This is a genomic window from Methylosinus sp. shoA (genome assembly GCF_059718125.1).
Window position 1 is genome coordinate 2,183,296 of record NZ_AP046091.1, and the last position, 13,498, is coordinate 2,196,793.

Annotated in this window: 11 protein-coding genes; 8 read left to right on the forward strand and 3 right to left on the reverse strand. The window is 68.5% G+C overall.

From position 1 onward, the window contains the following. Positions 1-25 precede the first annotated feature (25 nt). The 6 genes from AC6IW9_RS09880 (at position 26) to fabI (ending at position 5,638) form a co-directional block, all read left to right on the forward strand. On the forward strand, positions 26-1,273 hold the full coding sequence (locus AC6IW9_RS09880) for a M48 family metallopeptidase (RefSeq protein WP_497772016.1): 1,248 nt from the start codon (positions 26-28) through the stop codon (positions 1,271-1,273). Between the two features lie 102 nt (positions 1,274-1,375). Beyond that, on the forward strand, positions 1,376-1,636 hold the full coding sequence (locus AC6IW9_RS09885; protein ID WP_497772017.1) for a zinc-finger domain-containing protein: 261 nt from the start codon (positions 1,376-1,378) through the stop codon (positions 1,634-1,636). 12 nt (positions 1,637-1,648) lie between these two features. Continuing rightward, positions 1,649-2,824 carry an FAD-dependent monooxygenase gene (locus AC6IW9_RS09890; protein WP_497772018.1) on the forward strand — a complete coding sequence of 392 codons (1,176 nt, stop codon included), beginning with the start codon at positions 1,649-1,651 and terminating at the stop codon, positions 2,822-2,824. A 128-nt stretch (positions 2,825-2,952) separates the two neighbouring features. After that, complete coding sequence (fabA, locus tag AC6IW9_RS09895; protein ID WP_497772019.1) at positions 2,953-3,477, forward strand: 3-hydroxyacyl-[acyl-carrier-protein] dehydratase FabA; 525 nt, start codon at positions 2,953-2,955, stop codon at positions 3,475-3,477. A 97-nt stretch (positions 3,478-3,574) separates the two neighbouring features. Further along, positions 3,575-4,798, forward strand: a complete 1,224-nt coding sequence (gene fabB, locus AC6IW9_RS09900) for a beta-ketoacyl-ACP synthase I (protein ID WP_497772020.1) — start codon at positions 3,575-3,577, stop codon at positions 4,796-4,798. A 24-nt stretch (positions 4,799-4,822) separates the two neighbouring features. Next, positions 4,823-5,638 carry an enoyl-ACP reductase FabI gene (gene fabI, locus AC6IW9_RS09905; RefSeq protein WP_497772021.1) on the forward strand — a complete coding sequence of 272 codons (816 nt, stop codon included), beginning with the start codon at positions 4,823-4,825 and terminating at the stop codon, positions 5,636-5,638. On the opposite strand, the gene AC6IW9_RS09910 is transcribed toward fabI, so the two are convergent. Then, positions 5,589-6,278, reverse strand: a complete 690-nt coding sequence (locus AC6IW9_RS09910; RefSeq protein ID WP_497772022.1) for a response regulator transcription factor — start codon at positions 6,276-6,278, stop codon at positions 5,589-5,591. The two genes, fabI and AC6IW9_RS09910, sit on opposite strands and share 50 nt — an antisense overlap. After that, a complete protein-coding gene (locus AC6IW9_RS09915) occupies positions 6,275-7,432 on the reverse strand; it encodes a sensor histidine kinase (protein WP_497772023.1) in 1,158 nt (385 codons plus the stop codon). The genes AC6IW9_RS09910 and AC6IW9_RS09915 overlap by 4 nt, the downstream gene beginning before the upstream one ends. 234 nt (positions 7,433-7,666) lie before the next feature. On the opposite strand from AC6IW9_RS09915, the gene addB reads away from it, so the two are divergent. Then, positions 7,667-10,780, forward strand: a complete 3,114-nt coding sequence (gene addB, locus AC6IW9_RS09920) for a double-strand break repair protein AddB (RefSeq protein ID WP_497772024.1) — start codon at positions 7,667-7,669, stop codon at positions 10,778-10,780. A gap of 151 nt (positions 10,781-10,931) precedes the next feature. Here the strand turns inward: addB and AC6IW9_RS09925 are convergent, their stop codons facing one another. Then, a complete protein-coding gene (locus tag AC6IW9_RS09925; RefSeq protein ID WP_497772025.1) occupies positions 10,932-11,732 on the reverse strand; it encodes a class I SAM-dependent methyltransferase in 801 nt (266 codons plus the stop codon). Positions 11,733-12,100: 368 nt separating this feature from the next. Here AC6IW9_RS09925 and AC6IW9_RS09930 point away from each other — a divergent pair, with 368 nt between their 5' ends. After that, positions 12,101-13,495: an MFS transporter gene (locus AC6IW9_RS09930; protein WP_497772026.1), complete on the forward strand. Its 1,395-nt coding sequence runs from the start codon at positions 12,101-12,103 to the stop codon at positions 13,493-13,495. Positions 13,496-13,498: the final 3 nt, after the last annotated feature.

Genomic DNA, 13,498 nt, shown 5'->3' on the forward strand with positions numbered 1-13,498 from the left:
ACCTCGCGTCCTCCGACGCGCGCACATGGGTCCCGCCATGGATTTCGTCGCCGCTTTCGTCTATCTGGCCATTGTCCTCTCCGCCGCGCTCGGCGTCTATCTGAAGCGCCGACAGGCGCGGGCGGCGCTCGCAAATCGCGACGCCCCGCCCGCCGAATTCGCCGAGAGCGTGACGCTGGAGGAGCATCGCCGCGCGGCCGACTACACTTCGGCGCGCATGCGGCTCTCGGCCTATGAGACGCTGTTCGAGGCGGCGCTCGCCGTCGCCTGGCTCGCCCTCCTGCTCGGCCCTCTCCATGCGCTGCTCTCGCGCGTGTTCGCGCCGGGCCTCACGCTCAGCGTCGCGGTGGTCGTGGCGGCGGCCTTCGTCGACCATATGCTGCGACTGCCCTTCTCCATCGCCGAGACCTTCGGCCTCGAGCAGCGCTTCGGCTTCAACCGCGAGACGCCGAAGACGATGCTGCTCGACGAATTGAAGGGCGCGGCGCTCTGGCTGCTGTTTGCCGTCCCGCTGCTCTATGGGCTGTTCCTCGCCCTGCGCCTGTCGCCGGATTATTGGTGGATCATGGGCTTCGCCGGCGCGCTCGCCTTCATGCTCGCCATGATGATCGTCTATCCGAGCGTCGTCGCGCCTTTGTTCAACCGCTTCACGCCGCTCGAGGACGAGGGGCTGAAAGCGCGCATGGAGGCGCTGCTCGAGCGATGCGGCTTCGAATCCGGCGGCCTGTTCGTCATGGACGCCTCGATGCGCTCCACCCATGGAAACGCTTATTTCTCGGGCTTCGGCAAGGCCAAGCGCATCGTCTTCTTCGACACTCTCCTGCGCAAGCACACGCCGGACGAGATCGTCGCCATCCTCGCCCATGAGCTCGGTCATTTCAAATTCGGCCATGTGCGCCAGCGGCTTTTCCAGGCGGCGGTTCTGGTCTTCGTCGGCTTCCTGGCGCTGCATCTCGCCTTTACGCGCGGCTTCGCCGGGGCGTTCGGCCTGCCCGACGATCCGGGCGTCGTCCTCGTCGTGGTGATGACCGCCGGCGCGCCGATTCTCCATCTCCTGTCGCCGCTGACCAATTATCTGTCGCGCCGCGCCGAGTTCCAGGCCGATGATTTCGCGCGCAGGATCTGCGGCCGCGAGCCGATGGTGAGCGCGCTGACCAAATTGTCGCGCGACAATCTGGCGACGCTGACGCCCGACCGGCTCTATGCGCTGTTCTATTATTCCCATCCGCCGGCGCCGCTGCGCATAGCCGCGCTCGGCGGCGAGCCGCGCTGACGGGGGCCCGTCCGGTTCGGGCGCCGGGCCCCTACCCAAACGCCCCGCTGTCCAATATAGCTGCGCCGAGCGCAAGCCTCTCGAGGGGAGTCCCAATTCGCCATGGCGCACGAATCCACTCCGCATTTCCACAATCAGCCCGGCGTCGCCAAAATCCGTGTCGGCGCCAAGGAATTCATGTGCATCGGCGCGCTGCCGCCCTTCGACCATCCGCATGTGTTCATCGACATGGGCGCCGCGGACGAAGCCGTCTGCCCCTATTGCTCGACTCTCTATGTCCATGACGCGAGCCTGCACGGCGGCGCCGATCCGGCCGAATGCGTCTATCATTCCGAGACGGTCCTCGACCCCGCGGCCGCCTGACGCTTCGCCGCCATGGCGGAGCCCCCCTTCGTCGTCGTCGGCGCCGGCATCGGCGGACTCGCCGCCGCGCTCGCGCTCGTGCGCGCGGGCCGGCGCGTCCAGGTCGTCGAGCGCGCCCCGCGCATAGAGGAGGTCGGCGCCGGCCTGCAGATTTCGCCCAACGCCGGCCGCATCCTGCAGGATTTCGGCCTCGGCCCGGCGATGCGCGCAACGGCGCTCGAGCCGCAGGCGCTGCGCATCCGCCGTGCGGGCGACGGCGCCGTTCTGGCGAGCCTGCCGCTCGCCGCGGTTCGCGACCGCTGGGGCGCGCCGTTCCGCGTCTTCCATCGCGCCGACCTCCAAAAACTCCTGCTCGACGAAGCCTTGCGCTCGGGCGTCGAGGTCGCGACCGGCCTGCGCTGCGAGGGAGTCGAGCAGGACGCCGGGGGCGTGCGCCTGCGTCTCGACTCCGAGTCCGGCGGGGAGACGCGCGCGGCGGCGGCCGTGATCGGCGCCGACGGCCTGCGCTCGACGATTCGCGACGCGCTGCGGCTGCGCCCCGACGATGCGCCGATCCCCGCCGGCATGACCGCCTGGCGCGCGATCCTGCCCGCGGATCTGCTCCCCACCCCGCTGCGCGAGCGGGCGACGCAGCTCTGGCTCGGGCCGAACGCGCATGTCGTCCATTACCCGCTGCGCGACGCATCGATCGTCAGCGCCGTGGCCATCCTCGGGGATCGCGTGGACGAGGGCGCTCCGGCGGAGACGCGGACCGGCGCCGGGCTCGCCGCGGCGATCGGCTTTCCGCGCTGGAGCGCCGATCTGCGCGCGCTGATCGAGGCCGGCGCGTCCTGGCGGCGCTGGCCGCTGTTCGTGCGGCCGGCGCTCGCCCGCTGGGGCCGCGGGCGCGTCGCCCTGCTCGGCGACGCCGCGCATCCGATGACGCCGTTCCTCGCCCAGGGCGCGGCCCAGGCGATCGAGGACGCGGCTGCGCTCGGCCGCGCCCTCGCCGGCGCGGACTCGATCGAGGCGGCGCTCGGCGCCTATCAATCGGCGCGGATCACGCGGGCGACCGAGATCCAGCGCGGCTCCTGGCGGCAGGGGACCTATGTGCATCTGGGCGGCTCGGCCGCCGCCGCACGCGACCTCTCGATCCGGCTGCTCGGCGGCCGCGGCATGCTGGAGCGAAACGCGTGGCTCTATCGCTGACGCGGGCAGGGTGAAGTCTCGCGCTTTGACCGGGCGGGCGCCTATGTTACGGAGGGCGACCTCCGGCCGGCGGCGCGACCGGAGCGCCGATATAAAAAGCACAACAGGGGCGGAAGGAACTTCGACACATGAGCCAGAGGCGCTCGTCATTCGGTTATGAGGATTTGCTCGCCTGCGCGCGCGAAGAGCTGTTCGGCCCCGGAAATGCGCAGCTGCCCCTCCCGCCGATGCTGATGTTCGATCGCATCACGGAGATTTTCGAGGAGGGAGGCGAGCACGGCAAGGGCTATATGCGCGCCGAGCTCGACATTTCGCCGAGCCTATGGTTCTTCGACTGTCATTTCAAGGGCAATCCCGTGATGCCGGGCTGTCTCGGCCTCGACTCGCTGTGGCAGCTCACCGGATTCTATCTCGGCTGGCTCGATCTGCCCGGCCGCGGCATGGCGCTCGGCGTGGGCGAGGTGAAATTCAGCGGCCAGGTGCGTCCGACCAACAAGCTCGTTCGCTACGGAGTCGATTTCAAGCGCGTGTTCAAGTCCAAGCTGGTGCTCGGCGTCGCCGACGGCTGGGTCGAAGTGGACGGAACGCGCATCTACGAGGCGAAAGACCTGCGCGTCGGCCTCGCCAAGCAGGACGCGCCCGCCGCGGCGTGACCGAGCCGCAACGCCGTCGGGCGGCGCGCCGAAAGCCGGACGGGACGCAAGGGCTCGCCGGCGCAAAGGAGATTGGACACGCAAAGGGAGGTTGGACATGAGACGAGTGGTCGTGACCGGAATGGGGATCGTGTCGTCGATCGGCAATAACGCGCAGGAGGTCGTCGCCTCCCTGCGCGAGGCGCGTTCCGGCGTCGTGAAGGCCGACAGATACGCCGAGCTCGGCTTCCGCTGCCAGGTGCATGGCGCGCCGACGCTCGACCCCTCCAGCGTGGTCGACCGCCGCGCCATGCGCTTCCACGCCATGGGCACCGCCTGGAACCATGTGGCGATGGATCAGGCGATCCTCGATTCCAGCCTCGGCGAAGACGAGATCTCCCATGAGCGCACCGGCATCATCATGGGCTCGGGCGGGCCGTCGACGAAAGTGGTCGTCGAATCCGCCGACATCTGCCGCGCCAAGGGGCCGAAGCGCGTCGGCCCCTTCGCCGTGCCCAAGGCCATGTCCTCGACCGCCTCGGCGACCCTCGCCACCTGGTTCAAGATCAAGGGCGTCAATTATTCGATCTCGTCGGCCTGCGCGACGTCGAACCATTGCATCGGCAACGCCTATGAGCTGATCCAATGGGGCAAGCAGGACGTGATCTTCGCCGGCGGCTGCGAGGAGCTGGAATGGGAGCTCTCCGTCCTGTTCGACGCGATGGGCGCCATGTCCTCCTCCTTCAACGACCGGCCGGCGACCGCCTCCCGCGCCTATGACAAGAATCGCGACGGCTTCGTCATCGCCGGCGGCGCCGGCGTGCTGGTGCTCGAGGAATATGAGCGCGCCAAGGCGCGCGGCGCCAAGATCTACGCCGAGATCGCCGGCTATGGCGCGACCTCGGACGGGCATGACATGGTGCAGCCCTCCGGCGAAGGCGCCGTGCGCTGCATGCGCCAAGCGCTCGCGACGGTGAAGACGCCGATCGACTACATCAATCCGCACGCCACCTCGACGCCGGTCGGCGATCTCAAGGAGATCGAGGCCATTCGCGAGGTGTTCGGCGGCGGCGACAAGAGTCCGCCGATCTCGGCGACGAAATCCTTGACCGGCCATTCGCTCGGCGCGACCGGCGTGCAGGAGGCGATCTACTCGCTGCTCATGATGCAGAACGGCTTCATCTGCGAGAGCGCCAATATCGAGGAGCTCGATCCGGAATTTTCCGACATGCCGATCCTCCGCGAACGGCGAGACAATGTGGCGCTGCGCGCCGTCTTGTCCAACTCCTTCGGCTTCGGCGGCACCAACGCCACTCTGGCGTTCAAGCATCCGGACGCCTGACGACCACCACGGGATCATCGCAATATGACGGTTTCAACGGGCCTCATGCAGGGCAAGCGCGGCCTTGTGATGGGCGTCGCCAATGATCATTCCATCGCTTACGGCGTCGCCCGGACGCTCGCGCGCCACGGGGCGACGCTCGCCTTCACCTATCAGGGCGAGGCGCTCGGCAAGCGCGTGAGGCCGCTCGCGCAGGAGCTCGGCTCGAGCCTCGTCCTGCCTTGCGACGTGGAGGATGTCGCGACCGTCGACGAAGTGTTCTCGGCGCTGCGCAACGAATGGGGCGAGATGGATTTTCTCGTCCATTCCATCGCCTATTCCGACAAGAGCGAACTGAGGGGCCTCTACGCCGACACGAGCAGGGAGAACTTCGTCCGCACGCTGGTGATTTCCTGCTTCTCCTTCACCGAAGCGGCGCGGCGCGCCGCGGCGATGATGCGGAGCGGCGGCGCCATGCTCACCGTCTCCTTCGGCGGCGGCACCCATGTCATGCCGAACTACAATGTGATGGGCGTCGCCAAGGCGGCGCTCGATTCCTCGGTGCGCTATCTCGCCGCCGATTTCGGCGCGCGCGGCATTCGGGTCAACGCCATCTCGCCCGGCCCCGTGCGCACCATGGCCGGCGCCGGCATCACCGGCGCGCGGGCGATGGGCGCGTTCCAGAAGGCCCATGCGCCGCTGCGCCGCATGATCACGCTCGACGAGATCGGCGGCTCGGCGGTCTATCTCCTGTCGGAGCTCTCGGGCGGCGTCACCGGCGAGGTTCATCTCGTCGACGCCGGCTACAACATCATGCTGCAGCCGCGCCCCGAGGATTTGAACGGCGCCGTGACGGAGTAGCATCGGATCGCGCCGCCTCCGAGCGCGCCGCGGCCGACGTGGCGATCACCGACATTCGCACGAGTTCGACGAGCGTCGCGACATTGGCCTTGGCCATGATATTGGCGCGATGGAGCTCGACGGCGCGCAGCTCGAGGCCGAGCGTGGCTGCGATCTCGGGGCTCGGCCGGCCCTCGGCGAGGCCGGCGAGCACCTCCCGCTCCTCGTCGCCGAGCGCGGCGAAACGCGCCAGAATGGCGCGCCTTTCGGCCTCGCGCGCCTTCTCGCCGCGCGCGGCCGCGAGCGCCCGCGTAACCGAGGCGAGCAGCGCTTCGTCGTCGAAGGGCTTCTCCAGCAGATCGCTCGCCCCCGCGGCCATCGCCTCGACGGCGAGCGGCGCGCAGGCGGAGGCGGTGACGACGACGGCCGGCAGAGCAAGGCCGCGCGCGCGCAATCTCGCGAGCAGCGCGAGCCCGCTCATGTCGGGCAGGCGCAAATCGGCGACGAGGCAGCCCGTCGGCCTGCGGCCGAGCCCGTCGAGGCAAGCGGTCGCGGTAGGATAGGCGCGCACGCGAAAGCCGCGTGAGCGAAACATCACCGAGAGCGCGTCGCGCACGGCGGCGTCGTCGTCGACGAGATGAACGAGCGGCGAACAGGTCATTCCGGCCTCGCTTCCACCTTGGGCAATGTGAAGCTGAAAATCGCGCCGCCATGGGGGTTGGGCTCCGCCCATATGCGGCCGCCATGCGCCTCGACGATCGAGCGCGAGATCGAGAGGCCCAGTCCCATGCCCTTCGCCTTGGTGGTGCGAAACGGCTGAAACAGCGCGCGGCGGGTCTCCTCGTCCAGTCCCTTGCCGGTGTCGGCCACGTCGAGCCGAACGAAGCCGTCCGCGATCGACGTCGACAGCGACAATTCGCGCCGCGCCGCGCCGTCCATCGCCTCGATGGCGTTGCGCATCAGATTGACGACGACCTGTTGGATCTGCACGCGGTCGGCGAGGACGAAATCGTCCGGCTCTCCTTTCGCGACCTCGAGCCGCGTATCGATTCGCCGGCCGGCGAAGGCGAGCGCGGTCGCCTCGTCGACGAGATTGGAGAGACGCTGCACGGTCTTGACCGAATCGCCACACGTCACGAATTCGCGCAGGCGGCGGATGATCTCGCCGGCGCGGATCGCCTGCGCGCCGGCCTTGTCGAGAATATCCTCGATCTCGGGGTTGCGGCGCTTGGGCTTGCGCTGCAGCAGCCAGCGCGCGGTGCGGACATAAGTGGCGATGGCGGAGAAGGGCTGGTTGATCTCATGCGCGAGCGCCGCGGCCATTTCGCCCATTGCCGAGAGGCGGCGCGCATAGACGAGCTCCGACTGCAGTTCCCGCAGCCGCGCCTCGGCGGCGTGCGCCTCGCGCAGATCGCGGACGACGGCGACGAATTGGCGCGCGCCGCCGCCACGCGCCTCGCCGATCGTCGCTTCCGCCGGAAAGCGCGCTCCGTCCTTGCGGCGCGCCTCGGTCTGCGAAGGCGCGCGCGAGGGATCCGCCCAGCCGGGAAGAATCAGCGAAATATCGCAGCCCGAAAGCTCGACGCGGGGGAAGCCGAACAGGCGCTCCGCCGCGGCGTTCGCGGCGAGCACCGATCCGCTCTCGTCGAAGATCAGCACGCCTTCCGTGACGCCCTCCATCACCGCCGCGAGCCGCGCTTCGGCGAGACGCGTCGCCTCGTCGCTCGTCGGCGCCGGCTCCCGTCGGGGCGGCCGACGCAGCGTCGCGGGCGCCGGGCGCCGTCTCACCCGCGCATCTGTCGGCGGTTGGCCCATCGACGAGCTCCCTTCGAAAAGAATGCGCAGTCAAAAAAAAATTCCGCCTCGAGAGGCGATTCAATGAAATCGAACGAGCCCGATCACGATGCGCAACGCCGTCGTCATCGCCGCCTGGTTCGAGTATTGTCGGAAAGAAGCGGCTTTCAATCCGGTATGAGCGAACAATACACAGCAAACGGCTCGGGACCTGCTCCGCTTCGGCTCGCGGCGTTTCCTATTCGAGAGGACAGATTGGCGTCGCGCAACGTGTTTTCCATTCCGCCCGGCGCTGCTTTCCTAAGCGCCTTTACGCATGCGCTGCTGGAAGGCGAGATCGTTCCCGGCCTGACGCGCGCGAGCGGTCCTCTGTCCCTGGCTCGGACCACGATCTATGTGCCGACGCGCCGCGCGGCGCGGGCGCTCGCCGCGCAATTGGCGGCGGCGATCGAGACGCCCGCGGCCCTGCTGCCGCGCATCCTGCCGCTCGGCGATCTCGACGAGCAGGAGGCCTCGGCGCTGTTTCACACGGATGCGGACGAGATCGGCGCCGACGAGGCGCTGGCGCCGGCCGCGCCGGAGATCGACCGGCGCCTCACGCTCGCCGCGCTCGTGCTGCAATGGGCGCGAGCGCTCCGCCACGCGATCGTCTCGATCGATCCGTTCGGCCGCATCGAGCATGACCCGCGCGAGATGCTGCTCGTCGCGCCTTCGCCGGCGAGCGCCTATGCGCTCGCGGAAGAACTCGCCCGCCTCATCGACGAATTCATCATAGAGGATGTCGATCCGCGCGCTCTCGGCGCCCTCTCCGACGACGCCCACGACCGCTATTTCGCCATCACCACCCATTTCCTGCGCATCGCGCTCGAGGACTGGCCGAGGATTCTCGCCGAGCGCGGCCGCGTCGACCGCGCGACGCGGCGGAAGGCTCTGGTGGCGGCGCAGATCGACTCTCTCGTAAGCGGAGCGGCGCGCGGGCCGGTCGTCGCGCTCGGCTCCACCGGCGCCCAGCCGACGACGGCGCGGCTGCTCGCCGCCATTGCGCGCCTCGAGCAAGGCGCGGTGGTGCTGCCGGGCCTCGACATGGAGATGGATGAAGACTCTTGGCGACGCGTCGGCGAAGCGGGCGGCGAGCGCGAGGAGCCCGCCGTCACGCATCCGCAGGCGATGCTGAAGCGCCTGCTCTCGGTCATCGGCGTCCCGCGCGAGGAGGTGCGGCGGCTGGGCGAGCCGCCCGCCGAGCTCGAGGCGCGCGCGCGCCTTCTCTCCGAGGCGCTGAAGCCCGCCGATTCGACCGACCTCTGGCGCGTGTTCCGCGCGGCGCATGGCGCGTCTTTCGATGCGGCGCTCGCGGGCGTTTCCGTCATCGAGGCGGCGGACGAGCGCGAGGAGGCGCTCGCCCTCGCTTTGCGCATGCGCGAGGCGCTGGAGACGCCGGGCCGGACGGCGGCGCTGATCACGCCCGACCGCTCCATCGCGCGGCGCGTCGCGGCGGAGCTCGCGCGCTGGGACATAGAGGTCGACGATTCGGCCGGGCGCCCGCTCGCGTCGACGCCGATCGGCGCGCTGGCGCGACTCGTCGCGGCGAGCCTCGAAGACGGCGTTTCCGCCGTCGACGCGGCGGCGCTGCTCGCCCATCCGCTCGTTTCGCTCGGGCTCTCGCGCGCAAAAGTCGCGCGGCTCGCGCCGCTCGTCGAGATCGGCGTGCTGCGCAATGTGGAGCGCCGCGCCGGCCCCTTCGCGGCGATGGTCGCCCCCTCCCGCGCGCGCTCCCGCGGGCAGGACGCCCATCCGGCGCTGCGGCGCATCGGCGAGGCGGATTGGCGCGCGATCGAAGATCTGCTCGCGCGGCTCGATGCGGCGCTCGAGCCGCTCGACGCGCTGCCCGCCGAGGCGCCGCTCGCGGCGCGCGTGCGCGCCCATGCGCAGGCGCTGGAGCTGATCGTCGGCGCCGAGCCGGCGGGCGAGGGCGCCGAGCAATTGCTGGAGCTCTTCGACGCGCTCGAGACGGCGGGCGGCGCGCTCGCCTTCGACGCCGCGGGCTACGTCTCCTTCTTCGACCGGCTCGCCTTCGAGGCGGCGGCGCCCAGTCCGCGGCGCGCCCATCCGCGTCTCGAGATTCTCGGCCTGCTGGAGGCGCGCCTGCTCGGCGCCGATCTCGTCCTGCTCGCCGGTCTCGACGAGACGATCTGGCCGCCGCAGGCGGAGGCCGGCGCCTTTCTCAACCGTTCCATGCGCGCACAATTGGGCCTGTCGCCGCCGGAGCGGCGCATCGGCCAGACCGCGCATGATTTCGCCATGGCCTTTTGCGCGCGCGAGGTCGTGCTGAGCCGGGCGCGCAAGAGGGACGGCGCGCCGACCGTCGTCTCGCGCTTCGTCGCCAGGCTCGCGGCGCTCGCCGGCGACGCTTTCCTCGCCTGCAAGGCGCGTGGCGACGAAACGCGCGCTCTCGCCGCGGCGCTCGATCATCCTGCCGAAATCCGCGCCGTGTCGCGGCCCCTGCCGCGCCCGCCGGCGGAGCTGCGCCCGGCGCGGCTCAGCGTCACGCGCATCGAGAAGCTGCGGCGCGATCCTTATTCGGTCTTCGCCGAGCATATTCTGCGCCTCGCGCCGCTGCCGCCGCTCGGCGCCGAGAAAGGCGCGCGCGAGATCGGCGTCGCCGTTCACGCGGCGCTGGCGAAATTCAACGAGGCGCATCCGAAAGGTCCGCTGCCCGAGGATGCGCGCGCACGTCTCCTCGCGCTCGCGCGGAAAGAGCTCGTCGCGTTTCTCGACGATCCGTCCTTTCTCGCCTTCCAATGGCCGCGCCTCGAGGCCGGGCTCGATCATGCGCTCGCCTTCGAGCGCGAGCGGCGCGCCGAGGCCTGCGAGACCTTCATCGAGATCGGCGGCGAATGGCGCGTGCCGCTCGCGGACGGGAGCGTTTTCACGCTCTCCTGCGTCGCCGACCGCATCGAGGTCGACGCGGCGGGCGCCGCCTTCGTCTTCGACTACAAGACCGGAACGCCGCCGACCGCGAAGCAGGTCGGCGCGGGATTCTCGCCGCAATTGACGCTCGAAGCCGCGATGATCGAGGCGGGCGCCTTCGAGGCGATCGGCGCGCGCGCCGCCGCCGGCGCCGCCTATGTGCGGCTCGGCGGCAAGACCGGCGGCGAGACGAAATGGCTGGAGTTCAAGGACAGGAGCTTCGCCGACATGGTCGCCGAGCATCGCGCCAATCTCCTGGTCTTGCTGAATCAATTCCGCGACCCGGCGACCCCTTACCCTTCCCGTCCCTTCGTCGAATTCGCCGCGCGCTACGGCGACTACGACCATCTCGCTCGCGTCGCGGAATGGTCGCGCGACGGCGGCGTCGCGGGAGAGGAATGATTCCGCGCGACGCCGACATTTACACTTTGCTCACGAATCGGCGGCGAATTTCCGCCGATCCCGATTCGGACCCGGTTTGTGCGAGTCCTGTGTCGAGCCTCCCGATTCTGAACAATCCCGAGAAGCTCGATGTTCATGCTTCGGCAAGCCTTCAGGCTCGCCTGGCGATCACATGCACATATTCTTCATCCTCGTTGGTCTCCGCCGCCACGCGGGCGCCGCTCGCGCCGAAGATCACCGCGTCTTCTTCGAAACCCGCTCTCGCGACCTCGCCGGGAATGGCCCAGAGGCTGATCGCATGAACGAGAATGCCGAAGTCGTGCGCCTTGTGGAGCAGAATGGAATGGTCGACGTCGGTGGATTCGAGTCCACGACGCTCGGCGATGCGCGCCCAACCGAGCACGCCGCCGACCGCGTATTTCGCGAGGCTGTATCCCAACTGCAGCGGATTGGCGGAAGCGACGATCTTGCGATTGTTTCGGCGACCGCGGAAACCCGGGCCGTCGCGATTGAAGGTCGAGTACAGCAACAGGCCGCCCTCACGGAGAACGCGCGCGCATTCCGCGAGAACGCGCGCGCGGCCCTCGTGATCGACTGCGTCGATCCCGTTCCAGCTGAAGACGACGAGGTCGAAGGAAGCGGAGGCGAAGGCCGACAGGTCGCGAGCGTCGGCTTCGACGAAGGAGAGGCCCGGAAAGCGTTCGCCGGCGAGAGCGACCATCTCCGGCGTGTAATCGACCCCGACATAACGGCCGGCGAGCGGCGCGAGGAGAGCCGCCGTGCGGCCGCCGCCCACTCCGATATCGAGTATGCTCCCTCCGCGGATCTCCGGCTCGACCGCTTCCAGCGCCGCCTGCTCTCCCGCATCCGAATATCCGCTGCTGCGGCGATAGTGGCGGAGCGAGCTGTTGGCGCTCCAGGTTCGACGATTGATGGTTTCCATCTCATGCATGATGTGTCCTCCGTATAAGCGAGCGAAATCATCGGGCGGGCTTCTGCAAATCGCATGTCAGAAAAATTGCGCAGATTTGGCACAGCTCGGCGCCACCGCGTAAGGAAGGCGTCGGCCCGAGGCCGGCCGTCGTGAGAGAGCGCCTCGAGCGACCCTGCATTCGTGTCGTTCGGTTGCGATTATGGTAAATCCAAGATAGTTTTTCGCATCTTTTCCCGGAGGTCGGCCCCTCGCGCCGGCGAAGGTCCTCGACGCTTCGTCGTCATCGGCCGAGCGCGACGCGAGCGATGCGAACCTCCCGAAGGATGCGCCGGCGTCCGTTTCCGAGCGCTTCGCGCGAAAGCACATACTCTGACAAGGAATCGAAAATGAGTCTCGACGGAGCGGACAGGCGACACAGGAACCGCATCATCTTCGCGAGCCTCGCGGGCACGACGATCGAGTTCTTCGACTTCTACATCTATGCGACCGCCGCCGTATCGGTCTTTCCCCTGCTGTTCTTTCCGGCGGGCGAGGGAAGCGCCGCGCTGCTCGCCTCCATGGCGACCTTCGGCGTCGCCTTCATCGCCCGTCCGATCGGCTCGATCGTCTTCGGCCATTTCGGCGATCGCGTCGGGCGCAAGGCGACTTTGGTCGGCTCCCTGCTGCTGATGGGTCTCGCCACATTCGCGATCGGCCTCCTGCCCACCTATCATCGCATCGGCCTCTTCGCGCCGCTGCTGCTCACCATCTTCCGCTTCTGCCAGGGCGTCGGCCTCGGCGGCGAATGGTCGGGCGCCGCGCTGCTCGCGACCGAGACCGCCGACAAGGGCGCGCGCGCAAGAGCCGCGATGTGGCCGCAGCTCGGCGCGCCCTTCGGCTTCATTCTCGCCAACGGATTCTTCCTGGCGCTCACCATCGCCTTCGGTTTCGACTCCACAAAGGCGAAGACCGACGAGCATTTTCTCGCCTGGGGCTGGCGGCTGCCCTTTCTGCTGTCGATCCTGCTGGTGACGCTCGGCCTCTATGTCCGATTGAAGCTGCATGAGACGCCGGTGTTCGCCCGTGCGCTCGAGCGCGGCGAAAAGCTCAAATCGCCGCTCGTCCATGTGTTCCGGACCAATCTGAAGGAACTCGTGCTCGGAACCTTCATCATGGTCGCGACCTATGGGCTCTTCTATCTGATGACCACCTGGATCCTCTCCTATGGCATCGGCAAGGTCGAGCTCGGCAATCTCGGCATCGGCTATCGCGATTTCCTCGTGCTGCAGCTCGTCTCGGTTCTGTTCTTCGCCGGCTTCATTCCCGTCTCCGGCCATCTCGCCGACCGTTTCGGCCGCCGCAAGCTGCTGCTCGTCGTGACCGCGGCCATCGTTCTCTTCGGCTTCGGCTTCAAATATTTTCTCTCCAAGGAGCTCGTCGGCGCGGGCGCGACGGCGAACCGCGGCCTCATCCTCCTTTTTCTCAGCGCCGGCATGACGCTGATGGGTCTGAGCTTCGGGCCGATGTCGGCGCTGCTGCCCGAATTGTTCCCGACCAACACGCGCTACACCGGATCGGGCGTCTCCTACAATCTCGCCTCGATTCTCGGCGCGGCGCTGACGCCTTTCGTCGCGACTTGGCTCGCGCAGAATTACGGCGCCGTTTCGGTCGGCTATTATCTCGCCATGCTCGGCGCGCTCACGATCATCGCGCTGCTGCTGACCAGAGAGACGAAAGCCACCGATCTCGACAGCATGATCGACGAAGCTGTCGCCGAGCGCATCGAGCAGACGTCGCCCTGAAGC

Coding starts and splice junctions, on each gene's coding strand:
- AC6IW9_RS09915 (WP_497772023.1), bottom strand. CDS start 7,432: ATGGGCCAACCGCCGACAGATGCGCGGGTGAGACGGCGCCCGGCGCCC.
- AC6IW9_RS09930 (WP_497772026.1), top strand. CDS start 12,101: ATGAGTCTCGACGGAGCGGACAGGCGACACAGGAACCGCATCATCTTC.
- fabB (WP_497772020.1), top strand. CDS start 3,575: ATGAGACGAGTGGTCGTGACCGGAATGGGGATCGTGTCGTCGATCGGC.
- AC6IW9_RS09880 (WP_497772016.1), top strand. CDS start 26: ATGGGTCCCGCCATGGATTTCGTCGCCGCTTTCGTCTATCTGGCCATT.
- AC6IW9_RS09890 (WP_497772018.1), top strand. CDS start 1,649: ATGGCGGAGCCCCCCTTCGTCGTCGTCGGCGCCGGCATCGGCGGACTC.
- AC6IW9_RS09910 (WP_497772022.1), bottom strand. CDS start 6,278: ATGACCTGTTCGCCGCTCGTTCATCTCGTCGACGACGACGCCGCCGTG.
- fabI (WP_497772021.1), top strand. CDS start 4,823: ATGACGGTTTCAACGGGCCTCATGCAGGGCAAGCGCGGCCTTGTGATG.
- fabA (WP_497772019.1), top strand. CDS start 2,953: ATGAGCCAGAGGCGCTCGTCATTCGGTTATGAGGATTTGCTCGCCTGC.
- AC6IW9_RS09885 (WP_497772017.1), top strand. CDS start 1,376: ATGGCGCACGAATCCACTCCGCATTTCCACAATCAGCCCGGCGTCGCC.
- AC6IW9_RS09925 (WP_497772025.1), bottom strand. CDS start 11,732: ATGCATGAGATGGAAACCATCAATCGTCGAACCTGGAGCGCCAACAGC.